General features: G+C 62.7%; 22 protein-coding genes. 10 read left to right on the top strand and 12 right to left on the bottom strand.

Annotated features, from left to right (window positions below):
* The first annotated feature begins 69 nt into the window (after positions 1 to 69).
* The 8 genes from ACVOLL_RS10470 to ACVOLL_RS10435 all read left to right on the top strand — a co-directional run bounded on the left by ACVOLL_RS10470 (position 70) and on the right by ACVOLL_RS10435 (position 9,747).
* On the top strand, positions 70 to 1,293 hold the full coding sequence (locus ACVOLL_RS10470; RefSeq protein ID WP_481512857.1) for an ABC transporter permease: 1,224 nt from the start codon (positions 70 to 72) through the stop codon (positions 1,291 to 1,293).
* Positions 1,294 to 1,315: 22 nt separating this feature from the next.
* The gene (locus ACVOLL_RS10465; RefSeq protein WP_481512856.1) at positions 1,316 to 2,626 is read left to right on the top strand and encodes an ABC transporter permease; all 1,311 of its coding nucleotides are present in this window, start codon (positions 1,316 to 1,318) and stop codon (positions 2,624 to 2,626) included.
* 61 nt (positions 2,627 to 2,687) lie between these two features.
* The gene (locus ACVOLL_RS10460) at positions 2,688 to 3,905 is read left to right on the top strand and encodes an ABC transporter permease (protein ID WP_481512855.1); all 1,218 of its coding nucleotides are present in this window, start codon (positions 2,688 to 2,690) and stop codon (positions 3,903 to 3,905) included.
* A 30-nt stretch (positions 3,906 to 3,935) separates the two neighbouring features.
* Positions 3,936 to 4,430 carry a nuclear transport factor 2 family protein gene (locus tag ACVOLL_RS10455; RefSeq protein WP_481512854.1) on the top strand — a complete coding sequence of 165 codons (495 nt, stop codon included), beginning with the start codon at positions 3,936 to 3,938 and terminating at the stop codon, positions 4,428 to 4,430.
* The gene (locus ACVOLL_RS10450; RefSeq protein WP_481512853.1) at positions 4,427 to 5,758 is read left to right on the top strand and encodes an ABC transporter permease; all 1,332 of its coding nucleotides are present in this window, start codon (positions 4,427 to 4,429) and stop codon (positions 5,756 to 5,758) included. Before ACVOLL_RS10455 ends, ACVOLL_RS10450 begins: the two co-directional genes overlap by 4 nt.
* Before the next feature lie 13 nt (positions 5,759 to 5,771).
* Positions 5,772 to 6,992 (top strand): ABC transporter permease, encoded by a 1,221-nt coding sequence (locus ACVOLL_RS10445; protein ID WP_481512852.1) that lies wholly within the window; start codon positions 5,772 to 5,774, stop codon positions 6,990 to 6,992.
* Positions 6,993 to 7,046: 54 nt separating this feature from the next.
* Entirely contained in the window at positions 7,047 to 8,384 is a 1,338-nt protein-coding gene (locus ACVOLL_RS10440) for a sigma-54-dependent transcriptional regulator (RefSeq protein ID WP_481512851.1), read from the top strand.
* 10 nt (positions 8,385 to 8,394) lie between these two features.
* Complete coding sequence (locus tag ACVOLL_RS10435) at positions 8,395 to 9,747, top strand: sensor histidine kinase (protein WP_481512850.1); 1,353 nt, start codon at positions 8,395 to 8,397, stop codon at positions 9,745 to 9,747.
* Between the two features lie 149 nt (positions 9,748 to 9,896).
* On the opposite strand, the gene ACVOLL_RS10430 is transcribed toward ACVOLL_RS10435, so the two are convergent.
* Together ACVOLL_RS10430 and glmU are read right to left on the bottom strand one after the other, a co-directional pair.
* Positions 9,897 to 10,388 carry a GNAT family N-acetyltransferase gene (locus tag ACVOLL_RS10430; RefSeq protein WP_481512849.1) on the bottom strand — a complete coding sequence of 164 codons (492 nt, stop codon included), beginning with the start codon at positions 10,386 to 10,388 and terminating at the stop codon, positions 9,897 to 9,899.
* A 7-nt stretch (positions 10,389 to 10,395) separates the two neighbouring features.
* Positions 10,396 to 11,763, bottom strand: a complete 1,368-nt coding sequence (glmU, locus tag ACVOLL_RS10425) for a bifunctional UDP-N-acetylglucosamine diphosphorylase/glucosamine-1-phosphate N-acetyltransferase GlmU (RefSeq protein WP_481512848.1) — start codon at positions 11,761 to 11,763, stop codon at positions 10,396 to 10,398.
* An 81-nt stretch (positions 11,764 to 11,844) separates the two neighbouring features.
* Between glmU and ACVOLL_RS10420 the strand changes: the two genes are divergently transcribed.
* On the top strand, positions 11,845 to 12,228 hold the full coding sequence (locus ACVOLL_RS10420; RefSeq protein WP_481512847.1) for a GtrA family protein: 384 nt from the start codon (positions 11,845 to 11,847) through the stop codon (positions 12,226 to 12,228).
* Here the strand turns inward: ACVOLL_RS10420 and ACVOLL_RS10415 are convergent.
* From ACVOLL_RS10415 to ACVOLL_RS10370, 10 genes are all read right to left on the bottom strand, one after another.
* Positions 12,219 to 14,435 (bottom strand): hypothetical protein, encoded by a 2,217-nt coding sequence (locus tag ACVOLL_RS10415; RefSeq protein ID WP_481512846.1) that lies wholly within the window; start codon positions 14,433 to 14,435, stop codon positions 12,219 to 12,221. The two genes, ACVOLL_RS10420 and ACVOLL_RS10415, sit on opposite strands and share 10 nt — an antisense overlap.
* A gap of 79 nt (positions 14,436 to 14,514) precedes the next feature.
* Entirely contained in the window at positions 14,515 to 14,937 is a 423-nt protein-coding gene (locus tag ACVOLL_RS10410) for a F0F1 ATP synthase subunit epsilon (protein ID WP_481508170.1), read from the bottom strand.
* 83 nt (positions 14,938 to 15,020) lie between these two features.
* Positions 15,021 to 16,427, bottom strand: a complete 1,407-nt coding sequence (gene atpD, locus ACVOLL_RS10405) for a F0F1 ATP synthase subunit beta (RefSeq protein WP_481512845.1) — start codon at positions 16,425 to 16,427, stop codon at positions 15,021 to 15,023.
* A 38-nt stretch (positions 16,428 to 16,465) separates the two neighbouring features.
* Entirely contained in the window at positions 16,466 to 17,329 is an 864-nt protein-coding gene (gene atpG / locus ACVOLL_RS10400; RefSeq protein WP_481512844.1) for a F0F1 ATP synthase subunit gamma, read from the bottom strand.
* 107 nt (positions 17,330 to 17,436) lie between these two features.
* The gene (gene atpA, locus ACVOLL_RS10395; protein WP_481512843.1) at positions 17,437 to 18,984 is read right to left on the bottom strand and encodes a F0F1 ATP synthase subunit alpha; all 1,548 of its coding nucleotides are present in this window, start codon (positions 18,982 to 18,984) and stop codon (positions 17,437 to 17,439) included.
* A gap of 44 nt (positions 18,985 to 19,028) precedes the next feature.
* Positions 19,029 to 19,556, bottom strand: coding sequence for a F0F1 ATP synthase subunit delta (locus tag ACVOLL_RS10390; protein ID WP_481512842.1), 528 nt, complete (start codon positions 19,554 to 19,556; stop codon positions 19,029 to 19,031).
* Positions 19,557 to 19,559: 3 nt separating this feature from the next.
* Positions 19,560 to 20,030 carry a F0F1 ATP synthase subunit B gene (locus ACVOLL_RS10385; protein ID WP_296251133.1) on the bottom strand — a complete coding sequence of 157 codons (471 nt, stop codon included), beginning with the start codon at positions 20,028 to 20,030 and terminating at the stop codon, positions 19,560 to 19,562.
* Between the two features lie 111 nt (positions 20,031 to 20,141).
* On the bottom strand, positions 20,142 to 20,444 hold the full coding sequence (atpE, locus tag ACVOLL_RS10380; protein WP_054661978.1) for a F0F1 ATP synthase subunit C: 303 nt from the start codon (positions 20,442 to 20,444) through the stop codon (positions 20,142 to 20,144).
* A 75-nt stretch (positions 20,445 to 20,519) separates the two neighbouring features.
* Positions 20,520 to 21,317, bottom strand: a complete 798-nt coding sequence (gene atpB, locus ACVOLL_RS10375; protein ID WP_481512841.1) for a F0F1 ATP synthase subunit A — start codon at positions 21,315 to 21,317, stop codon at positions 20,520 to 20,522.
* A gap of 24 nt (positions 21,318 to 21,341) precedes the next feature.
* Positions 21,342 to 21,707: a hypothetical protein gene (locus tag ACVOLL_RS10370; protein ID WP_481512840.1), complete on the bottom strand. Its 366-nt coding sequence runs from the start codon at positions 21,705 to 21,707 to the stop codon at positions 21,342 to 21,344.
* Positions 21,708 to 22,136: 429 nt separating this feature from the next.
* Here ACVOLL_RS10370 and ACVOLL_RS10365 point away from each other — a divergent pair, with 429 nt between their 5' ends.
* Positions 22,137 to 22,961 (top strand): hypothetical protein, encoded by an 825-nt coding sequence (locus ACVOLL_RS10365; protein ID WP_481512839.1) that lies wholly within the window; start codon positions 22,137 to 22,139, stop codon positions 22,959 to 22,961.
* The last annotated feature ends 34 nt before the right edge of the window (positions 22,962 to 22,995 follow it).

Genomic DNA, 22,995 nt, shown 5'->3' with positions numbered 1-22,995 from the left:
AGTTTCAGTTGCCATCGCCTCTTCCCCATCAACCTCACTCCCAGCGCCACGCTTCCCCGGAGATACCTCATGGAAATCCGTCCCATCCTCTCCACGCTGTCACGGCACAAGACAGCTGCCGCACTGATCGTGCTGGAGATCGCGCTGAGCTGCGCCATCATCTGCAACGCGCTGTTCATCGTTTCCCAGCGCATCGACAACATGCAGCAGGCCAGCGGCATCGATGAAAGCCAGCTGATCGAGATCGGCCTCAGTGGCATCGGCAAGCAGGTAGACGGCGATGCGCGCACGGTCGAAGACATTGCCTCGTTGCGCGGCATCGCTGGCGTTGAGAACGTGGCCATCATCAACCAGCTGCCGTTCCAGGGCGGTTCCTGGAATACCTCGTTGGCCGCCAGCCCCGAACCCGATGCGCAGTCGGTCAACGGCGCGCAGTACACCATCGGTGAGAATACGCTCAAGACCTTGGGCTTGAAGTTGACTGCCGGGCGCGACTTCAATGCCGACGAGTACATGAGCAATGAGGTTCTTGAGAAGGAGAAGAACCTTGAAGCCATGAAGTTCTCGGTGATCCTCACCGAATCCATGGCCAAGAAGCTGTTCCCGGATGGTGCTGCGGTTGGCAAAACCCTGTACATGGCCAACATCCCGATGACTGTCGTCGGTGTGGTGCAGACCCTGCTGCGGCCCAACAACCAGAACGGCAACCGCACCGATTCGCTGATGTTCCCGGTCCGCATGAACTACGCCAACGGCGGCCGCTTCGTCATTCGCGTGACCGACCCTGCGCGCCGCGCTGAAGTGCTGAAGCAGGCAGTGGCAGCGCTGGAAAAGAACGATCCCAATCGTTTGATCTACAGCAAGCAGACCGTCGAAGAGAAGCGCGCCAAGTACTTTGCCGACGACCGCGACATGATCGGCCTGCTGCTGATCGTCAGCGGCCTGCTGTTGCTGGTGACCGCACTGGGCATCATCGGCCTGGCCAGCTTCTGGGTGCAGCAGCGCACCAAGCAGATCGGCATCCGCCGTGCCCTGGGCGCTACCCGCGCGCAGATCCTGCGTTACTTCCAGACTGAGAACTTCCTGCTGGCTGGTATCGGCATCGTGGTCGGCATGTTGCTGGCCTACCTGCTCAACCAGTGGCTGATGGGCCGCTACGAGCTGCCGCGCTTGCCGCTGCTGTATCTGCCGGTAGGCGCGGTGCTGCTGTGGCTGCTGGGCCAGATCGCGGTATTCGGCCCTGCCCGCAAGGCGGCATCGATTCCACCGGCAGTGGCCACCCGCAGCACCTGATCCGTCGACTCAAGGAAGGGACATGTTCGGCTACTACCTGCAACTGGCCTGGCGCGGCTTCGGCCGCAACAAGGTGCTGACCACCTTGATGGTGCTGACCATCGCGGTAGGTATAGGCGCGACCATGACTACCCTTGGCCTGTACTTCGTACTGTCAGGGGATCCGATTCCAGGCAAGAGCCAGCAGCTGTTCTACCCGCAGCTGGAACCGCGCAGCTTGGGCAAGGACGCTACGCTGGAATCGGATCCGCTGGAGCAGATGACCCGCTACGACGCCGAGGAGTTGCTGCGGCAGAAGCGTGGCGATCGGCAGGCGCTGATGTCGGCCGGTTCGGTAACGGTGTTGCCTGCGGGCAACGCCGCACAACCGTTCCGGGTAATGACGCGCTATACCTCGGCTGACTTCTTCCCGATGTTCCAGGTGCCGCTGGCCACTGGCAACAGCTGGAATGCTGCCGACGATGATGGCCGTGCGCTGGTTGCAGTCATTGACCGCAAACTGGCGCAACGGCTGTACGGCACGGAGGATGCCATTGGCAAGGAACTACGCCTGCCGCAAGGTGTGTTCCAGGTGGTCGGCGTGCTTGGCAACTGGAATCCAACGCCGCGCTTCTATGACCTGACCAGCCAGCGCTATGGCGGTGATGAACAAGTCCTGCTGCCGTTTTCCACCTCGCGAGCACTGACCTTGGATACCCAGGGAAGCATGAACTGCTGGGGCAGCAGCGATGGCGGCGAAGGCAATCGCGGGCTCACCGCCCCCTGTGCCTGGCTGCAGTACTGGGTGGAGCTGGACACGCCGCAGAAAGCCCGCGACTACCTGAAATACCTGGCCGACTATTCCGATACCCAACGTGCCAGCGGCCGTTTCGAACGCCCGACCAATGTGCGCCTGCATGATGTGATGGGCTGGCTGGACTTCAACCGCATCGTGCCCAACGATGTGCGCCTGCAGATGTGGCTGGCCTTCGGCTTCCTGCTGGTCTGCCTGATCAACACGGTGAGCCTGCTGCTGGCCAAGTTCCTGCGCCGCAGTGGCGAGATCGGCATCCGCCGGTCGCTGGGCGCTTCGCGCACCGACATCTTCAAACAATGCCTTGTCGAAGCCGGTTCCATCGGGCTGGCCGGCGGAGCACTGGGGCTGGGCTTCGCCGCGATGGGGCTGTGGCTGATCCGCCAGCAGCCAGACGAGTACGCGAAGCTGGCACAGATGGATGTCACCACCTTGTGGATGACCTTCGTACTGGCCGTTGGCGTGAGCCTGATTGCCGGATTGCTGCCGGCATGGCGTGCCATGCAGATTCCTCCCGCACTACAGCTCAAGAGCCAATGACGCGCTGGCATTGAATCCACCCCGTCAGCAACGGCAGCTTCCGCCGCCACGGAGAACCCCCTTGGACATCCGCCCCACCCTGTCGATGCTGTCCCGCCAGAAGATTGCCGCACTGCTGGTCGTGTTCGAGATCGCGATCAGCTGCGCCATCATCTGCAATGCGGTCTTCATCATCAGCACCCGCGTTGCGCAGCTACAGCTGAAAAGTGGCGTGGCCGAGGATGAACTGGTCTACCTGGCCACCAGCAGCCTGCTGCCGGACGTCAACTACGATGCACTGCGCAAGCAGGATCTGGCCGCACTTGCTGCCGTCCCCGGCGTCAAAGCGGCCAGCAGCATCAACCAGATTCCGTATGGCAGCAATGTCTGGGGCTCGGGCATACGCCTGCGGCCGAACCAGACACGCCCGACGGTACATGCCACCAATTACATGGACGACGGCCAGTTGCTGCCAACCTTTGGTTTGCAGCTGCGCGAAGGGCGCGGCTTCAAGCCCGACGAATACCTGGAGAACAGCGCTTTTGTTGGTGGCGATGCCAATCCTGTCGTACCCAGCGTGCTGTTGAGCCACTCACTGGCCAAGTCCCTGTTTCCAGATGGCAACGCGGTGGGCAACAACATCTATGTCTGGGGCAGCAAGCCGACCCAGGTGGTTGGTGTTATCGACGATCTGCTGGCACCGGGCGAAGCCGGCGAATTCAGCAACCGCTTCGACAGCATGGTGTTTCCGGTCCGCGTATCCAACGGCGCCTATGCACTGCGCACCAGCCCCGAGCAGCGCGAGGCCGTACTGAAGGCCGCCATTGCCGCACTCAACAAGGCCGACCCCAATCGCATCATCGAGGAACAGGGCACCGTGGCGCGCATGCGTGACGACTACCAGCACCGTGATCGCTCGGTGATCTGGCTGCTGCTTGCGGTCTGCATCGCGCTGCTGGCGGTAACCGCCTTCGGCATCGTCGGCCTTGCCAGCTTCTGGGTGCAGCAGCGCACTCGCCAGATCGGCATCCGCCGCGCCCTGGGTGCAACCCGCAAACACATCCTGCGCAATTTCCAGCTTGAGAACCTGCTGCTGAGCAGTGCCGGCATCATCGTGGGGCTGGTCCTGGCCTATGCACTGAACATGTTCCTGATGAGCCGGTACGAACTGCCGCGGCTGCCGCTGATGTATCTACCGGTGGCAGCGGTGCTGTTGCTGCTGCTAGGGCAGATCGCCGTACTTGGCCCAGCGCGCCGTGCTGCGGCCGTGCCACCGGCAGTCGCTACCCGCGCCGCCTGATCCTCTTCCACTGTTTCCCGGAGTCGCCCGATGAAAACCAAGCTGCCGTCCCTGCTGCTGATGCTGTGCCCGCTGCTGGTGATCCCAGCGCATGCAGCCGATGCTGGCAATGCCAACCTGCACGAAACCATCGCGGCACTCGACCACGGCATGTTCGACAGTTTCAACCACTGCAGCGATCCAGCCCAGTTCGAGAAGCACGCCAGCTACTTTGACCCGGCAGTAGAGTTCTACCACGACAACGGCGGCGTCACCTGGACCCGCGACGCCATGCTGGCGAACACCCGCAAGCATGCCTGCGGCAACTACACCCGGCAGTTGCTATCCGGCACGCTGGAGGTATTCCCGATCAAGGACTTCGGCGCCATCGAACAAGGCCAGCACCAATTCTGCGATCTGAAGGGCGAACACTGTGATGGCGTGGCCGACTTCGTCATCATCTGGCGCCTGCGCGATGGCCAATGGCAGGCCACCCGAGTATTGAGTTATGCACACCGCGCAGCAGCCGGAGAGCCAGCGCGATGAACTACACGCTGGAAACCGGACTGCGCGGCTGCATCCGCCACCCAAGGACGATGGCCCTGGTCGTACTCACCCTTGCGCTGGGCCTGGCCTCGGTGATGACCATGTTGACCCTGTTGTCGGTACTGGCGGCGGACCCCCTGCCCGGCATCAGCCAGAACCTTCATCTAGCCTGGGCAGACTCGCGAGAGGCGGCAAAGAGTGGTGAAAGCGACAGCTACGGTGACGGTTCACCGGTGCCGCCGCTGTGGAAGCTCACCGACGTGCAGGCGATGCGCCAGCTACGCCCGGATGTCCCGCAAGTGGCCTTGCTCACTGCCCCGCTGACTGTCAGCAACACCGACAACACGCTCAGCAAGAACGTTTCGACCAGCCTGGCCCTCGGCCCGATGCTGCAGGTATTCGGCGTACCGCTGCGCTACGGGCGTTCCTGGACTGCGGAAGAAGAGGCCGCACGCACACCGGTGGTGATCATCAGCCGCGCACTCAGCCAACACCTGCTGGGGCGCGAAGATGGCACCGGCGCCGAGATCCGTGTGGGCAAGCACAGCTTCCGCGTCATCGGCATCAGCGAGCGTTGGGCACCCCGCCCGCGCCCGCATTTTCTGCCTTCAAACAATGCCGGTTGGGAAGGTGATGGCGATGAGCTGTTCGCACCCGCCGAGGCGGTGCTGGCGTCAGGCGCAGAGATCACCAGCACCCGCATTTGTGATGGCAATGGCTTTGGCGGTTTCCGCTTCGATCAGATCGATACCCAGCAATGCCGGTGGCTGGTACTGTGGGCAGATCTGAAAGATGCACAGCAGCGCCACAACTACGCACAAAGCCTGCAGAACTTTGCCGCCGATCGTCATGCCGCCGGTATCTTCGCGCGCGCACCAAACACCCGTCTGCAGTCGATGGCGCAGTGGTTGCACACCAACCGCGTGGTACCGGACAGCGTGCGCTTGAACCTGTGGCTAGCGGCCGGCTTGCTGGTGTTGTGCCTGGTCAATGTCGCCGGCCTGCTAGCAGCGCGCTTCCTGCGCCGTGCTGGTGAGCACGGCGTGCGGCGGGTGCTGGGTGCACCACGCCGCGCGATCATCGCCGCCTGCCTGGTCGAGTCCACCCTGGCAGGCTTGCTGGGCGGATTGCTGGCATTGCCGCTGACGCTGGGCGGCCTGTGGCTGATGCGGCAACAAGGTGAAGCCTACTCATCACTGGCCCGGCTCAGCCCTGCGCTATTTGCCGGCCTGCTGTTGATGGCGGTTGTGACTGGCGTAGTGGTCGGACTGCTACCCGCCATCCGTGCCGCACGTCAGGAACCTGCGCTGCAGGTCAAAACCCTATGAACAAGGCCAAGGCATGAATCCTCTGCTCTCCTCCATGCGCCGCCAACCGCTGATGCCGTGGTTGATCGTGCTGCAGATCACCGTGGCCTGCGCCATCCTCTGCAATACCTTGTTCCTGTTGGCGCAACAGGCCGGACCACTGTTGATCGACGATGGCATCGCCGACAAGGAGGTCATCGTCATCGACCAGATCGTGCGCCCGGACGGCAACTGGACCGCAGCACAGGCCAGCGCAGGTGCCGATGCATTGGCAGCGATTCCCGGCGTGAAGCGTGCCACCGCCGTGGTCGGCGCACCGATGCGCGAGACTTTGACCATGGTCTACGACCTCAAGTCAGCCAACGGCCCCACCGTGCAGGTCAGCGGCTTCATCGGCAACCAGCTGATCGACACGCTGGGCCTGCAGCTCAGCCGTGGCCGCGACTTCCTCACCGACGAATACGCCGATCTACAGCTCGGTGACGATGCCAACACCGCCAGCACGCCCATCATCATCACCGAGGCATTGGGCCGGACCCTGTTCGACGGCAATCCGGTCGGGCAGGCGCTCACCTCCAGCGATGGCGGCAGCCACTATGTAGTTGTCGGTGTTGTCGCTCACCTGCTGCGCTACCAGCTCAGCGAACTGGACGATGGCAAGGCCGAGTACGCCATCCTGTTGCCACGACGCCCGGCCGGCCTGCCACTGCTGAGTTTCGTGGTGCGCGCCGAGGCCGATCAGCGCGATGCGGTAATCAAGGCCGTGCCTGGCGTACTGCAGACGGCCTATGCCGGGCAGATGGCAAAGAGCTTCAACCCGGTCGTGTCCAGCTACGAGCAGTTACGCAGCAACGGCATGCGCAACCGCCGCGCCGCGGTATGGCTGCTGCTCACGGTCAACGCGGTTGTCGCCACCATCACCCTGATCGGCATCGCCAGCCTCAGCGGCTACTGGATACAGCAACGCACCCGCCAGATCGGCATCCGTCGCGCCCTGGGTGCTACCCGCAGCCAGGTGATGCGCCATTTTCTGACGGAGAACCTGTTGTTGACCGCTGCTGGCTTGCTGATCGGTCTGCTGCTGGCGTTGCTGATCAACCAGTGGTTGATGCAGCATTACGAGCTGCCACGGTTGCCTTGGGCCTATCTGCTGGTCGCTGCCGGCTTGATGCTGCTGCTCGGGCAAGCTGCGGTTGCGGCACCTGCGCGGCGCGCCGCACGGCTGCCACCTGCCAGCGCGACCCGCAGCGTGTAATGTGCTGACTTCAGCGTCCGCGCTGCGTCCCCCAATCTTCTTCTGCGACAACTGATGCCACAGATCCTGATCATCGACGACAACACCGCCGTGGCCACCGCGCTGGATGTGCTGTTCTCCCTGCACGACATCGACACCCGCCACGCCTCCTCGCCCGAGCAGGGCCTGGCGATGCTGGCCGAGCATGAATTCGACCTGGTCCTGCAGGACATGAACTTCACCGCCGACACCACCTCCGGCGAGGAAGGCCAGGATCTGTTCCGACGCATCCGCCAGGCGCATCCGGACCTGCCGGTAATCCTGCTCACCGCGTGGACGCACCTGGACAGCGCCGTGGAGCTGGTCAAGGCCGGCGCCTCCGATTACCTGGCCAAGCCCTGGGATGACGGTCGCCTGTTGACCACGGTCAACAACCTGCTGGAACTGGCCGAAGCGCGCCGCGAACTGGCCCGCCGCCGTGCCCGCGAGCAGCGCCAGCAACAGGCCCTGCATGATCGCTACGACCTGCGCGGGTTGGTGTTCGCCGACCCGTCCAGCGAGCGCATCATCGCCCTCGCCTGCCAGGTAGCGCGCTCGGAATTGCCGGTCCTGATCACCGGCCCGAACGGTGCCGGCAAGGAAAAGATCGCGGAGATCATCCAGGCCAACTCGGCGCACAAGAAAGGTCCGTTCGTCGCGCTGAACTGCGGTGCCATTCCCTCCGAGCTGATCGAAGCCGAGCTGTTCGGCACCGAGGCCGGCGCCTATACCGGCGCCAACAAGGCCCGCGAGGGCAAGTTCGAGGCAGCCGATGGCGGCACCTTGTTCCTCGACGAAATCGGCAACCTGTCGCTGACCGGGCAGATGAAACTGCTGCGGGTGCTGGAAACCGGACGCTTCGAGCGGCTGGGTTCCAACCGCGAGCGGCAGGTAAAGGTTCGCGTGGTAAGTGCCACCAATGCTGATCTGCCAGCGATGATCCGCGCCGGCAGCTTCCGCGAAGATCTCTATTACCGGCTCAACACGGTCGAGCTCAGCTTGCCGGCGCTGGCCGAACGCCGCGAAGACATCCTGCCGCTGGCGCAATACTTCCTCGCCGATGGCAAGCCGCTGTCGGCACCGGCGTTGCAGGCGCTGCAGCGTCATAACTGGCCGGGCAATGTGCGCGAGCTGCGCAATGTGATCCAACGCGCAGCCCTGCTCGCACAGGGCCCGCGCATCGAAGTTGCCGACCTCAACCTGCCACGCGCGCCAGCACGTCCTACCGCACCTGCTGACGAGCCCGACCGCGAACACATTGTCAGCGCGCTGGAACGCGCTGGCGGCGTCATCGCCCAGGCCGCCGCCGAGCTGGGCTTGAGCCGGCAGGCGCTGTACCGCCGCATGGATCGCCACGGCATTCCGCGCGAGTGAGCACACATCAGTGAAAACGCGCTCCTTCACCTTCACTCTGTTTCTGCGCCTGCTGCCGGTGCTGGCACTTGCTGCGGCCCTGCCGTGGTTCCTGGCCTACTGGATGGACCGCGGCTGGGTGGTTGTGTGTGTTTCCACCGTGCTCCTGCTGGCGGCGATGTGGTGGGCGCTGAGCCGCGCCACCGCGCCGATCCGCTCGCTGTTGCGGGCACTGGCCGGCACCACCAGCAGTTATCGCGATGGCGAGTTCAACTTCGGCGTGCATTGGCGCGGCCACGATGAGTTCGCGCAACTGGTGCAGGCCCATGCCGAACTAGGCGATGTGCTGCGCGAACAACGGCAATCCCTGGTGCAGCGCGAGCTGCTGCTCGACACCATGGTGCAGAACACACCGGTGGCGATGCTGCTGCTAACCGACGGTGGCGATGGCGTGCAACGGGTGACCTTCTCCAACACGGCTGCGCGCAAGCTGCTGCACGGTGGCTGGAAACTGGAAGGCCAGCGCATGCATGAGCTGCTGGAGAACATGCCGATCGAGCTGCGCAATGCCATCGCCCGTGGCGGCGACAGCCTGTTCGCCGTACGTGACCCGGACGCGGCCGAAGACGATGATGACGACGAGCAGATCTATCACCTGTCGCGCCGCGCCTTCCATTTGAATGGACGCCCGCACGAGCTGTTGCTGCTGCGCCTGCTCACCGCCGAGCTGCGCCGCCAGGAAGTGCAGACCTGGAAGAAGGTGATCCGCGTGATCAGCCACGAACTCAACAATTCGCTGGCACCGATTGCCTCGCTGGCGCATTCCGGCGCTGAGCTGGTGCGACGTGGTCGCCATGATCGCCTCGAAGATATCTTCGGCACGGTCGAGGAACGCGCGCGTCATCTGGAAGGTTTCATTCGCGGCTATGCACGCTTTGCCAAGCTGCCGCAGCCGCAACTGCAGACCGTAGCCTGGAGCCAGTTCCTGCATGGCCTGCAGCAGCAGATCAGCTTCCGCATGGCACCGATGGCCGACGAACAATACAGCCGCCTTGATCAATCGCAGTTCTCGCAGGCACTGTTGAATCTGCTGAAGAACGCGCATGAAGCCGGTGCTGACAATGGCGCGCCGGATGATTCGGTGGAAGTACGCATCGCGCGACTGCCCAATTGGCTGCGGATCGAAGTATTGGATCGCGGTACCGGCATGAACGAGGCGGTGTTGCAGAACGCGCTGATGCCGTTCTATTCGACCAAGCGCAATGGCACAGGATTGGGTTTGGCATTGACCCGCGAGATCATCGAAGCGCACGGCGGCCGCATCTCCCTACAGAACCGCAAGGACGGCGGCCTGTGCGTGGCGATCCTGTTGCCGCATGACTAGAGCCATGTCTTTTGTAGGAGCGGCGTAAGCCGCGAAGCTGACATGGCATCCGAGCCAGTTAGACCGAAGATCTGAAAATACCCCGGCTTCGCGGCTTACGCCGCTCCTACAAAAGCTTGAGCCGATCCCACAAGGATGACTTACGCCTTTCACAGCTGCCGCTGCATCGCCAGCCGCAGCTCCATTGGAAAACCCGCCGCTGCCTCGGCCGCCATCACTTCGCGCATGCCTGCGCTCCAGTCCTGCGGCAGCCATTCGCTGAAGCCTTCGCTGGCATAGAAGGGTGCATTCCAGGCCACATCACTCAACGTAGACAGCACCACACGCTGATGCCCGCGCGCCCTCGCCTGCTCCACTGCGTGCCGCAGCAGGGCCCGGCCAAGTCCCTTGCGACCATATGCCGGCAAGACATCCATCTGCTGGACATGGAAATCCTCATCGAGCACGCCGGCCATCAGGTAACCGGCCAGTTCCTGTTCGCCGGCAACCACCCACAGCATTCCGCGCTGCCAGGCCTGTTCAAACAAATACGGCTCGGTCGGGCTCACAGCGAATAGCTCAGCAGCAGGATGTCCACGCAGACGCTCACCCGCCTGCGCTTCGATCAACGGCAGCAGCGCGAGCTCGCCGCGCTGCGCCAACCTTGGCTCAGGACTTTTTGACAGGTCGCGTCCAGCCTTCAATCGTTTGCTGCCTGGTGCGCGCCACCGTCAACTGGCCTGCCGGTGCGTTGCGGGTAATCACCGAACCGGCACCGATCGTTGCCCCATCCTCGATCGTCACTGGTGCCACCAGCGAGCTGTTGGAGCCGACAAAGACCTTGTCACCTATCGTGGTCTGGAACTTGTTCACGCCATCGTAGTTGCAGGTGATGGTGCCGGCACCGATGTTGGTGCCGCTGCCGATCACCGCATCACCCAGATAGGTGAGATGGTTGGCTTTGCTGCCCTTGCCCAGCGTGACCTTCTTGGTCTCCACGAAGTTGCCAACGTGCACGCCATCGGCCAGCACGGTGCCCGGGCGCAACCGTGCGAACGGACCGATCTGGGCTGCGCCTTCGCTGATCACACCTTCCAGATCGCAGTGCGGACGCACTTCGGTACCGGCGCCGAGCTTGACGTCCTTCAGCCGCACGAAGGCACCGATGCTGACGCCATCGCCCAGCTCGACCTCGCCCTCCAGAATCACGTTGGCGTCGATCTGCACGTCGCGGCCGACCTTGACCGTGCCGCGCTGGTCAAAGCGTGACGGATCCAGCAGGCGCGCGCCCTGCTCGCACAGCGCCTTGGCTGCACGCAGCTGCCATGCGCGTTCCAGCTGCGACAGCTGCCACGGGTCGTTCGCGCCTTCCGCTTCCTGCGCATCGGCTACCAGCACCAGTTCGGCCGGCGCGTATTCGCTGGCAGCGGAAGCGAACACATCGGTCAGGTAGTACTCGCCCTGTGCGTTACTGTTCGACAAACCCGACAACCAGCGACGCAGTGCGGTGGATTCAGCGGTGATGATGCCGGTGTTCACCGTACGGATGCGCTTCTGTTCATCGTTGGCATCCTTCTGCTCGACGATGGCTGCGACCTTGCCTTCGGCATCACGGACGATGCGGCCATAACCGTTGGGGTCATCCAGCTCGGCCACCAGCACCGCCAAGCGCGGGCCGTTGTTCAACAGTGCACTCAGCGTCTGTGCGCGCATCAACGGCACATCGCCGTACAGCACCAACACCTGCGCGGTATCGGGAACCTGCGGCATCGCCTGCTGCACTGCATGGCCAGTGCCCAGTTGCTGGCTCTGCTCGGCCCACAGCAGATCGGCTTGATCAGCGAAGGCGGCGCGCACTGCTTCACCACCATGACCGTAGACCACATGAATGCCGGCCGGCTCCAGCTCACGCGCAGTGGCAATCACATGGGCCAGCATCGGTTGCCCAGCGATGGGCTGCAGCACCTTGGGCAACAGCGATTTCATGCGCTTGCCGGCGCCGGCGGCGAGAATGATGACGTGCAGCGGCTGGGTCATGCGTACAACTTCCTTCGAGGTTCTCTTGATTCTAAGCGCAAGGGGGTAGCATTGCAGGCCATCAATAGAACCGTCGCGTCCATGAGCCTGTTCCGTCAGGGTAGCCAATATATCGCCATTGGGCTTCTGCAACTGTCGCTGGACTGGGGAGTGTTTGTCGCTGCCACCGCGTTGGGGCTGCCGGTAGCACCGGGCAATCTAGTCGGGCGCACCAGCGGCGCCTTGCTTGGCTTCTGGCTCAACGGTCGCTACACCTTTGCGGCGCAGGGTGAGCAGCGCCATGGCTGGAAGCGCTTTGCACGCTTTTTGGCGCTGTGGCTGCTGATGACCGCGATAAGTACATGGCTGGTCGATTGGGTGGCCGGCTCACTGGGCCTGCAATACGCATGGCTGGCCAAACCCGCGGTCGAAGCGGGGCTGGCCCTGCTCAGCTTCCTCCTGCTACGGCAGGTGGTTTATCGCTGAGTCTGGCGCTGCTCTGATCGCGCGGCCAATCGCCACCGCCACAGGGCCATCGGTCGATAACTCAGCGTGAGCACGTGCGTACCCGCGGGTACGCAGACAGCACGAAACAAACCATTCGCACGCAGCACCGGCAACGCCTGCCCATCGATCTCTGCCTCCCATCCGGGCACATACACCTCATTGACGACCACCAAAGCCGGCGCTTGGGCAACCACCTGCAGTGTGATGCTGCTGGCCAGATAGCTCCGCTCCGTCACCTGCGCCGCACCGCCAGATGAATCGGCGCAATCCACCAGCGCGTCATCCGGAAGCCAGACGGTTCGCGTGAAATCGGTTGCATTGAACTCGCCCGCGGGCGGATGCGCTTTCGAATACCGGCGCACTTCCCGTGGATTCAGCACACGCGGCAGTACCCCCTCACGCCGCATCGCATAGGTCTGCCCAGCATCCTGTGCCACACCGCCGGGGAACGCCTGTTCCGCCACCACCCAGCGCAGCCCAAGCAGATCGTACAGTGGCGCGGACATATCCTCGGCCCACGCAGTAGGCGGCACATCCTGTAGCCGCCCCCCCGGATACTCCGGCATGCCCACCATCTGCTGGTAGTCGGCGGCCAGCAATGGGTTGTACCCATTCACCAAGGCCAGCGCATGCAATGCCGCACCATTGGTGAACGCGGGATTGCCAAACACCATGGCCCGCGTGGGGATGCCTGGTCCACGTTCCGGTACCAGCAACCTATACACACGCTGCGCCGCACCGCCACGATCAGCATCCAGCACCGGCCTGGTACTGCTTCCGGTGTTGAATGTCGCCGCAACATTGAACAACAGCAGGTCCACGACAACCAGTGCGATCACCATGCCCGCACGCGGCGTCGATCGGCGCAATTGCCATACGGCCGCAACTCCGAGCGCGATGCTCGCTGCCAACCACGCCAATGACGAGAAGTGATCACCCGCGATCACGAGCCGCACGGTCATTCCTGCCAGTAACATGACCAGCAAAAGAGACGGCAAATGCGGGCGCAACGGCACCCGTTGCAATGCCGACTGAAAAGCCTGCGCCGATAGCCACGCTACCGCAGGAATGGCCATGTACAGGCCATCCGAAGGCCGGCGGAAAAGGTTCAGCCCCGGTACCCACGTATACAGCCATGCGTAAATCGGGGTTGTCCCGCCAAGTGCGAACACTACTGCCAATACCAGCACCGACAAGGCCATGCGTGTGCGCCAGCGTTCGCGTGCGGCGACAGCGCCCCCCCAACCCAACCACAGGGCCAGTGGTACGGCGCCGTAATAGAGGTAGTCGGTGGTGATGTCGCTGAAGGCCCAACTCTCGCCGCGCGCCTGTGAGAACACGTTGCCCGACAGCAGCGTTGCCAGCGACTGCCAACGCACCGAGTTCCACAGCGCGGAATCCAGCCCTACGCCAGTACGATTGGTCAACGGCAGGTACGTCAGCGTGGATACCCATTGCGGCGCACTCAGCAGCGCAGCCAACAGGCCTACCAGAAAGAACTGGGCCAGCAGGCGCCAACGTGTCGCGCCAGCCAGCACCACCGCCACAAGCGCATAGACCGCGCATCCAATCATGATCAGGTAGGTAACCTGCGTCAGTTGCAGCGCACACAAGCCACCTGCGATACCGGCCAGCAGTACATCCCGCCATTGCCCGGACTCGCGCAGACGCGACAGGCCCAGCCACAGCCAAGGCAACAGGCAGTAGCTGATGACCATCGGGGTGTGTTGTAGGCGCGACGCGGCCACCGAGCTGAACATCAGAACCAGGGTGAACAACAGCTGCGCGGGGGCCCGCAGGCGATAGTGCCTGGCCACGCGCAATGCGCCGAGTCCACCGACCAGCAGATGCAACGCAACAACTACGTTGAACCAATGCAGCGACTGCGGCGCCAGCAACATCGGCACTACCATCGTTGGCTGGAACGTCATCATCTGCGGATCGGCGAACTGCGGATAACCGCCAAACAGATATGGGTTCCACCACGGAGCCTGAAGCTGACGAAGCTGTTCGGCAACAAAACCCACGGCCGGAAAGAACTGATTCACAGCATCGAACGGAACTGCTTTGGCACCACTCAGCCAAGGCAAGCACAACAGAAACCAGATCAGCGTCCACTGGATGTCCGTCGAGCTCTTCAGCAGTTGCCACAGCTTCGGCTGTGACCTTGTGCTTTCAACCAGCATTACCCACCCCAACTTCCATGTAAAAAAAAGGCACCGATGCGGGATCGGTGCCTCCTGTATGGTGACGCTGCGCGACGCCTCAGTGCTTGAGGTTGCGGCGCAGACGCTCCAGGGCTTGCAGCTGGGCGGTGACTTCGGCCAGCTTCTGCTGTGCCTCGGCCAGCTCCATGGCTTCGCCACGGTGCGCCAGCACGCGCTCTGCTTCTTCCTTGGCCTTGCGCACCGACGCTTCATCGATATCGGTGGCACGGATGGCGGTGTCGGCCAGCACGGTCACGACCTGCGGCTGTACTTCCAGGATGCCGCCGGAAATGGCGAAATCCAGGTGCTCGCCTGCAGCGGTGGTGACCACGACCTTACCCGGCTTCAGACGGGTGATCAGCGGTGCGTGCTTGGGCGCGATGCCCAGCTCGCCCAGCTCACCGGTGGCCACGACCAGGGTCGCTTCGCCGCTGAAGATCTGCTGCTCGGCACTGACGATGTCGCAACGGATGGTGCTCATGGATCTCTCTTCGCCTGGTTGGGTGGGCCTGCGCCCACCGCAGGTTGCCGCGTGGGCGGAGCGAACTCCGCCCTACGTGGTTATTAGGCCTTCTCAGCCATCTTCTTGGCCTTCTCGACGGCTTCGTCGATGCTGCCGACCATGTAGAACGCCTGCTCCGGCAGGTGATCGTACTCACCATCAACGATGGCCTTGAAGCCACGGATGGTGTCCTTCAGCGGCACGTACTTGCCCGGCGAGCCGGTGAACACTTCGGCCACGTGGAACGGCTGGCTGAAGAAGCGCTCGATCTTGCGGGCGCGGGTCACGGCCTGCTTGTCTTCTTCGGACAGCTCGTCCATGCCCAGGATGGCGATGATGTCCTTCAGTTCCTTGTACTTCTGCAAGGTCTGCTGGACGCGCTGGGCGGTTTCGTAATGCTCGGTGCCGATGACCTGCGGGTCCATCTGGCGCGAGGTCGAATCCAGCGGATCCACTGCCGGGTAGATACCCAGCGAGGCGATCGAACGCGACAGGGTCACGGTCGAATCCAAGTGGGCGAACGTGGTGGCCGGCGACGGATCGGTCAAGTCATCGGCGGGCACGTAGACGGCCTGGATCGAGGTGATCGAGCCGGACTTGGTCGAGGTGATGCGCTCCTGCAGGACGCCCATTTCCTCAGCCAGGGTCGGCTGGTAACCCACGGCCGACGGCATACGGCCCAGCAGTGCCGACACTTCGGTACCGGCCAGGGTGTAGCGGTAGATGTTGTCGACGAACAGCAGCACGTCCTTGCCCTTGCCGCTGGCGTCCTTCTCATCACGGAAGTACTCCGCCATGGTCAGGCCGGTCAGGGCAACGCGCAGACGGTTGCCCGGCGGCTCGTTCATCTGGCCGTACACCATCGCAACCTTGTCGAGGACGTTGGAGTCCTTCATTTCGTGGTAGAAGTCGTTGCCCTCACGGGTACGCTCACCCACGCCGGCGAACACGGACAGACCGCTGTGCGCCTTGGCGATGTTGTTGATCAGTTCCATCATGTTGACGGTCTTGCCGACGCCGGCGCCGCCGAACAGGCCGACCTTGCCGCCCTTGGCGAACGGGCACATCAGGTCGATGACCTTGATGCCGGTTTCCAGCAGCTCGGTCGAGGAAGACTGGTCTTCGTACGACGGGGCAGCGCGGTGGATTTCCCAGCTGGCCGAAGCCTGCACCGGGCCGGCTTCGTCGATCGGGCGACCCAGCACGTCCATGATGCGGCCCAGGGTGCCAGCGCCGACCGGCACCGAGATGGCGCGGTTGGTGTTGGTGGCAACCAGGCCACGCTTCAGGCCGTCGGTGGAGCCCAGCGCAATCGCGCGGACGATACCGTCACCCAGCTGCTGCTGGACTTCCAGCGTGATTTCGGTGTTGTCGACCTTCAGCGCGTCGTACACCTTCGGCACGTCGCTGCGCGGGAATTCGACGTCGACGACGGCGCCGATGATCTGAACGATCTTGCCCTGACTCATTGCTGCATCCTCTAAATGTGTGCTGTTGACTGCGCGCGTTAAACCGCTGCCGCGCCGCTGACGATTTCGGAGATTTCCTGGGTGATCGCTGCCTGGCGGGCCTTGTTGTAGACCAGCTGCAGGGTTCCGATCATCTTGTTCGCGTTGTCGCTTGCCGCCTTCATCGCCACCATGCGAGCTGCGTGCTCGGAGGCAACATTCTCCAGCACCGCCTGATACACCAACGATTCGATGTAGCGGGTGATCACGTGCTCAAGCACGGTTGCTGCGTCGGGCTCGTACAGGTAATCCCAGTCGTGCGAGGCCACCTGCTTTTCAGCAGCGGGCAACGGCAGCAGCTGATCGAAGCTGGCCTTCTGCGTCATCGTGTTGATGAAGCGGTTGTAGACCAGGTACACGCGGTCAACCTTGCCTTCGGTGTAGGCGTCGAGCATGACCTTGATCACGCCGATCAGCGTTTCCAGCCTGGGCTGGTCGCCGATGTTGGCAACCGAAGCAGCCATGTTGACGTTGACGCGACGGAAGAACGCGCCGGCCTTCTGGCCAACGGTCACCACGTCGATCTCGGCGCCCTTTTCCTGCCAGCCGCGCATTTCCGCGACGGTCTTGCGGAACAGGTTGTTGTTCAAGCCGCCGGCCAGACCGCGATCAGACGAGATCACGATGTAACCCACGCGCTTGACCTGCTCGCGCTCAACCAGGAACGGATGCTGGTAGTCGGTGCTGGCCTGGGCCAGGTGACCGATCACCTGCTTCATCGCCTGCGCGTACGGACGCGAGGTCTTCATCCGATCCTGCGCCTTGCGGATCTTGGAGGCCGAGACCATTTCGAGCGCGCGCGTCACCTTGCGGGTGTTCTGCACGCTCTTGATCTTGGTTTTGATTTCGCGTCCGCTTGCCATCTCTTATTCCCGTGGCGCGAGGTCGAACCCCGCGTTTGCCATACAGCGGAGCCATGCTCCGCTGCTTTCAGTCGTGCGGAACCAAGCTCCGCACTACTGGACTGGTATTACCAGGTGCCGGTGCTCTTGAAATCGGCGATGCCCTTCTTGAAGGCAGCTTCGATATCGTCGTTCCACGCGCCGGTGCTGTTGATCTTGGAGGTCAACTCACCTGCGGTGTTGGCGAAGTGCGCGTGCAGGCCAGCTTCGAACGAGAGCAGCTTGTTGACCGGCACGTCGTCGAGGAAGCCCTCGTTGACGGCGTAGATCGACAGCGCCTGGTCGGCGATCGACATCGGTGCGTACTGCTTCTGCTTCATCAGCTCGGTGACGCGCTGACCGCGCTCCAGCTGCTTGCGGGTCGCTTCGTCAAGGTCGGAGGCGAACTGCGCGAACGCAGCCAGCTCACGGTACTGGGCCAGCGAGATACGAATACCGCCGGACAGCTTCTTGATGATCTTGGTCTGGGCCGAACCACCGACGCGCGACACCGAGATACCGGCGTTGACGGCCGGACGGATACCGGCGTTGAACAGGTCGGTTTCCAGGAAGATCTGGCCGTCGGTGATCGAGATCACGTTGGTCGGAACGAACGCGGAGACGTCGCCAGCCTGGGTTTCGATGATCGGCAGTGCGGTCAGCGAACCGGTCTTGCCGGTGACGGCACCGTTGGTGAACTTCTCGACATACTCTTCCGACACGCGAGCTGCACGCTCGAGCAGGCGGGAGTGCAGATAGAACACGTCACCCGGGTAGGCTTCGCGGCCCGGCGGGCGCTTCAGCAGCAGCGAGATCTGGCGGTAGGCAACAGCCTGCTTGGACAGATCGTCGTACACGATCAGGGCGTCCTGACCGCGGTCCATGAAGTACTCACCCATGGTGCAGCCAGCGTAGGCGCTGATGTACTGCATCGCGGCCGATTCGGAAGCGGTAGCAGCCACGACCACGGTGTGGGCCAGGGCGCCGTTTTCTTCCAGCTTGCGCACGATGTTGGCAACGGTCGAGGCCTTCTGGCCGATCGCTACGTACACGCACTTGATGCCAGTGCCCTTCTGGTTGATCACGGCATCGATCGCCATTGCGGTCTTGCCGGTCTGACGGTCACCGATGATCAGCTCGCGCTGGCCACGGCCGATCGGAATCATCGAGTCGACCGACTTGTAACCGGTCTGCACCGGCTGGTCGACCGACTTGCGCCAGATCACGCCCGGAGCAACACGCTCCACCGGGGCGGTCAGCGAGGTACCCAGCGGGCCCTTGCCGTCGATCGGCTCACCCAGCGCGTTGACAACGCGGCCGAGCATTTCCGGACCCACCGGCACTTCCAGGATGCGGCCGGTGGTCTTGGCCACGTCGCCTTCGCGCAGGTGCTGGTAGTCGCCCAGGACCACGGCGCCGACCGAGTCGCGCTCCAGGTTCAGTGCCAGGGCAAAGGTGTTGTTCGGCAGTTCGATCATTTCGCCCTGCATCACGTCGGCCAGACCGAAGATGCGCACGATACCGTCGGACACGCCAGTGACGGTGCCTTCGTTGCGCGACTCTGCGGACAGGGCGACCTTCTCGATGCGGGTCTTGATCAGTTCGCTGATTTCAGAGGGGTTGAGCGTGGTAGCCATCGTCAAGTCCTAGTGCCGGCTTGTGGCCGGACGGTAATGTGAATTCAGTGTGCGAGCGCGGTCTGCAGGCGCGACAGCTTGCCCTTGAGCGAGCCATCGATAACCACGTCGCCGGCATCGATCACGGCGCCGCCGATCAGCGAAGCGTCCACTGCGGTCGACACGTCGACCTCGCAGTTGAAGCGCTTGCGCAGCGCAGCCTTGATCTTTTCCAGCTCGTCGCCCGACAGCGCGGCTGCCGAGGTCACGGTGGCCTTGACCACGTGCTCGGCTTCGGCGCGCAGCTGCTCGAACAGACCGGAGATTTCCGGCAGCTGTTGCAGGCGGCGGCCTTCGGCCAGCAGGGTCAGGAAGCGACCGTAGGTCTCGCTGGTCGCGTCCGGGGTCAGCAGGGCAACGGCATCGCCGCGGCTCAGCTGCGGATTCGACAGCAAGGCCGACACGCGCGGATCGGCAGCAACGCGGGCGGAGAACGCAAGCGCGTCCGACCACGGCGCGAACTTGCCTTCGTCACGCGCAATCGCAAACGCGGCGCGGGCGTACGGGCGGGCAAGCGTGAGGGCCTGGCTCATCGATCAGATCTCCGCAGCCAGCTCGTCGAGCAGCGCCTTGTGGGCGTTGGCATCGATTTCGCGCTTGAGCAGCTTTTCGGCGCCAGTCACGGCCAGAGCGGACACCTGCTTGCGCAGATCTTCACGGGCACGGTTGGCGGCAGCGTCGATTTCAGCCTGGGCCAGGTCTTTCTGGCGGGTGGCTTCGGCGATGGCTTCGTTCTTGGCGGCTTCAACGATCTGGTTCGCACGGGCGTGCGCCTGGTCGATGATCTCGTTGGCCTTGCCACGGGCTTCTTTCAGTGCCTCGTTGACCTTTACTTCCGCCTGCGCCAGATCTTTCTGGCTGCGGTCGGCAGCGGCCAAGCCCTCAGCGATCTTCTGCTGGCGCTCTTCAATGGCCTTCAACAACGGCGGCCAGATCTTGGTCGCGATGATCCAGATCAGCAAAGCAAAGGCCAAGGCCTGTGCAAAGAGGGTGAGATTGATATTCATGATTAGCTCGATCGCTGGTGTCGGGGGTGGTTACGCCGCCGTGGCGGCGCAACCGAACCTTCATCCGAAGTCGGGCGCCAACAGGCACCCGACCGTCTCACTGCAGCTGGATCAGCCTGCCAGCTTGGCGGCTTCGGCCAGCAGGGCAGCAGCCAGCGGGTTTGCGAAGGCCAGCAGCAGGCCAACGGCGACCGAGATGATGAACGCGGCGTCGATCAGGCCGGCGGTGATGAACATGCGGACCTGCAGGACCGGGATCAGTTCCGGCTGGCGAGCGGCCGATTCCAGGAACTTACCAGCCATGATGGCCAGACCGAGGCCAGCGCCAAGTGCGGCCAGGCCGATCATGATGCCGACGGCAAGGGCGGTGGAGCTCTGAACTTGGGCGAGGTTGGTCAGGACGGCGAAGTACATGGTTATCTCCAGGAACTTTAAGTAGCTAAGGGTGATGAAACGGATGAAGGTTGAAACTGGGTGAAGCTTGTAACTTTAGTGACTGTCTTCCGACAGGCTCAAGTACACGATGGTCAACATCATGAAGATGAAGGCCTGCAGCGGGATCACCAGCAGATGGAACAGCATCCAGCCAAAGCCGAACACGCCACCGGCAACGGCACCGAACACGCCGGCACCGCCCAGCACCCAGATCAGCAGGAAAACGATTTCGCCGCCGAACATGTTGCCGAACAGTCGCATCGCCAGCGAGATCGGCTTGCTCAGCCACTCGACGATGTTGAGGATCAGGTTGAACGGCATCATCCACTTGCCGAACGGGGCCGTCAGGAATTCCTTGATGAAGCCGCCGACGCCCTTGGACTTCAGCGCGAAGAAGATCATCAGGATGAACACGCTGATCGACATGCCCAGGGTGGCATTGACGTCGGCGGTCGGCACCGGCTTCCAGTAGTGGATGCCTGCCAGCTCAAGCGGCTTGGCGATGAAATCGGCCGGGATCATCTTGATGAGGTTCATCAACAGGATCCAGAAGAAGATGGTGATCGCGATGGGCGTGATCAGCTTGCTCTTGCCGTGGTAGGTGTCCTTGGCCTGGCGGTCAACGAACTCCAGGCAGATTTCAACGAACGCCTGCCACTTGCCCGGCACACCTGCCGTGGCCTTGCGGGTTGCCATCCAGAAGGCGAACACCATCAGCAGGCCCATCAGGACCGCGGTGACGATGGTATCGACGTGGATCATCCAGAAACCACCGCCTTCACCGACCGGAGCGGTCAGATTCTGCAGGTGATGCTGGATGTACGTGGTAGGAGTTAGAGCCTCGCCCGCCATGTGTCCGGAACCTTTATGAGTGAATCAACGTCTGGCTAGTGCCAGAACCTGGAACATCAGCGCCACTGGAATTGCCGCCAGCAGTGCCAAAGGAGGGAGTTGCCACCAGAAAAAAGCCATTCCCAGCACAGCAACAATAAGCACAATCTTCAGCACGAACCCCAGGAACAGGCGGATCATTGCTGAACCAGCGGCCTGAACGCCGCCGCCGAGCCCTACCCACGCAGCCAGCGCAGTCCCTGCTACCACCGCCAGGCCCGATACAAGGGCGCCCAGCGCATGCTTTGGCCCCACGAAGAGGAAGGCCAGAGCCAGGACCACCACTGCGACCAGCGGGTAGACCGCGGCGCGCAACATCAGTCGCCGACCCGCATCAACGGAGTTCAGCACGTCAAAGTGTCCTGCATCAGGTAAAGGAAAGAGCCGAACCGCGCAAAGGCGTCTCGTCGAGCCGCGAAAGTATAACAGCGGGACAATTTGCGAGACAACCGGCATTTGTCCCCATTTGACTATGCAAGTGGCCGCAATATCACGTTTTTTCCCCCAATGCGCGGCCGCCGGGCCGCCGCGCGGGACAATAAATATTGCACCGCAACATGGGAACTTCCCCCAACTCCCCCGGTCAGACCTTCGTAGTCCGCCACCCGCTACCTCGTCGGGCGCGTGCGCAGGCTCGGGTGAGGTGGTGTCGCACGCCCTCGGCGGCACCACCTCACCGCAATTGACGCTGGCGTACACATTGCCTGCACGCTGCGCTTACTGTTCTCTACATCAGATCAGCGAAGGTCAATTGTTCTATCGCAACAAGCAGGCAATGGCATGCGCAATCCCCGCTTCATTCTCGCACTTGCTCCGTGCGCACTCACACTCGCTCTGATCCACGCGCAGCCCGCGCAAGCCGCTGAAGGCGATCCTCGCTTCACTCTGCGGCTGGGCGCGATGAACATCGACACCGACAACACCATCCGCGGCAGCACCACGGTTGCCGGCCAGAACATTGATCTGTCCGAGGACTTCAGCCTCGGCGGCAAGGAATGGGAGCCACGCATCGACGGCCTGTTCCGCATCAGCGACCGCCAGCGCTTGATCTTCGATTACTTCAAGTACGACAAGGACCGCCGCGAGACGCTGGATGAAGGCATCAGCTGGGGTGACACCACGGTACCCGCAGGCAGCTTCGTGAAGGGCGAGTTGAAGTACCAGGTCGCAACGTTGGTCTACGACTACTCGGTGGTCGATGGTGATCGTTTCGATTTCGGCCTGCAGCTCGGCGCCGAATACGCAAAGATCAGCGCCGATGCTTATGCCGATGTAGGCGATGTCTACCAGGGCCGCTTCCTCAACGAGAAAGCCGATGGCATCGCGCCGGTGGTTGGCGCGCGCCTGACCTTCACTCCCTCGGAGAACTGGCTGATCAACCTGCAGGGCCAGTATCTCAACACGCGCTGGGGCAACTTCGATGACTACGAAGGCGACCTGAGCCGTGCCAATGCGATCGTGCAGTACAACGTCAACAAGAACTTCGGCATCTTCGCCGGCTACGACTGGTTCAAGTTGGATGTTGACCAGAAAGGCAGCGACGGCGTGATCGGCCTGAAACAGGAATTCAAGGGTCCAGTTGCGGGCGTGAGTTTGTCGTTCTGACAGGCTCCCTCACCCCAACCCCTCTCCCGCACGC

The sequence above is a fragment of the Stenotrophomonas sp. STEN035 genome (assembly GCF_056759935.1).
This window is presented reverse-complemented; position numbering and strand designations above follow the sequence as displayed.

Bases quoted from the DNA above. Each gene is read 5' to 3' on its own strand.
- ACVOLL_RS10470 (WP_481512857.1), top strand. From the start codon at position 70: ATGGAAATCCGTCCCATCCTCTCCACGCTGTCACGGCACAAGACAGCT.
- ACVOLL_RS10465 (WP_481512856.1), top strand. From the start codon at position 1,316: ATGTTCGGCTACTACCTGCAACTGGCCTGGCGCGGCTTCGGCCGCAAC.
- ACVOLL_RS10455 (WP_481512854.1), top strand. From the start codon at position 3,936: ATGAAAACCAAGCTGCCGTCCCTGCTGCTGATGCTGTGCCCGCTGCTG.
- ACVOLL_RS10450 (WP_481512853.1), top strand. From the start codon at position 4,427: ATGAACTACACGCTGGAAACCGGACTGCGCGGCTGCATCCGCCACCCA.
- ACVOLL_RS10445 (WP_481512852.1), top strand. From the start codon at position 5,772: ATGAATCCTCTGCTCTCCTCCATGCGCCGCCAACCGCTGATGCCGTGG.
- ACVOLL_RS10440 (WP_481512851.1), top strand. From the start codon at position 7,047: ATGCCACAGATCCTGATCATCGACGACAACACCGCCGTGGCCACCGCG.
- glmU (WP_481512848.1), bottom strand. From the start codon at position 11,763: ATGACCCAGCCGCTGCACGTCATCATTCTCGCCGCCGGCGCCGGCAAG.
- ACVOLL_RS10420 (WP_481512847.1), top strand. From the start codon at position 11,845: ATGAGCCTGTTCCGTCAGGGTAGCCAATATATCGCCATTGGGCTTCTG.
- ACVOLL_RS10415 (WP_481512846.1), bottom strand. From the start codon at position 14,435: ATGCTGGTTGAAAGCACAAGGTCACAGCCGAAGCTGTGGCAACTGCTG.
- ACVOLL_RS10410 (WP_481508170.1), bottom strand. From the start codon at position 14,937: ATGAGCACCATCCGTTGCGACATCGTCAGTGCCGAGCAGCAGATCTTC.
- atpD (WP_481512845.1), bottom strand. From the start codon at position 16,427: ATGAGTCAGGGCAAGATCGTTCAGATCATCGGCGCCGTCGTCGACGTC.
- atpG (WP_481512844.1), bottom strand. From the start codon at position 17,329: ATGGCAAGCGGACGCGAAATCAAAACCAAGATCAAGAGCGTGCAGAAC.
- atpA (WP_481512843.1), bottom strand. From the start codon at position 18,984: ATGGCTACCACGCTCAACCCCTCTGAAATCAGCGAACTGATCAAGACC.
- ACVOLL_RS10390 (WP_481512842.1), bottom strand. From the start codon at position 19,556: ATGAGCCAGGCCCTCACGCTTGCCCGCCCGTACGCCCGCGCCGCGTTT.
- ACVOLL_RS10385 (WP_296251133.1), bottom strand. From the start codon at position 20,030: ATGAATATCAATCTCACCCTCTTTGCACAGGCCTTGGCCTTTGCTTTG.
- atpE (WP_054661978.1), bottom strand. From the start codon at position 20,444: ATGTACTTCGCCGTCCTGACCAACCTCGCCCAAGTTCAGAGCTCCACC.
- atpB (WP_481512841.1), bottom strand. From the start codon at position 21,317: ATGGCGGGCGAGGCTCTAACTCCTACCACGTACATCCAGCATCACCTG.
- ACVOLL_RS10365 (WP_481512839.1), top strand. From the start codon at position 22,137: ATGCGCAATCCCCGCTTCATTCTCGCACTTGCTCCGTGCGCACTCACA.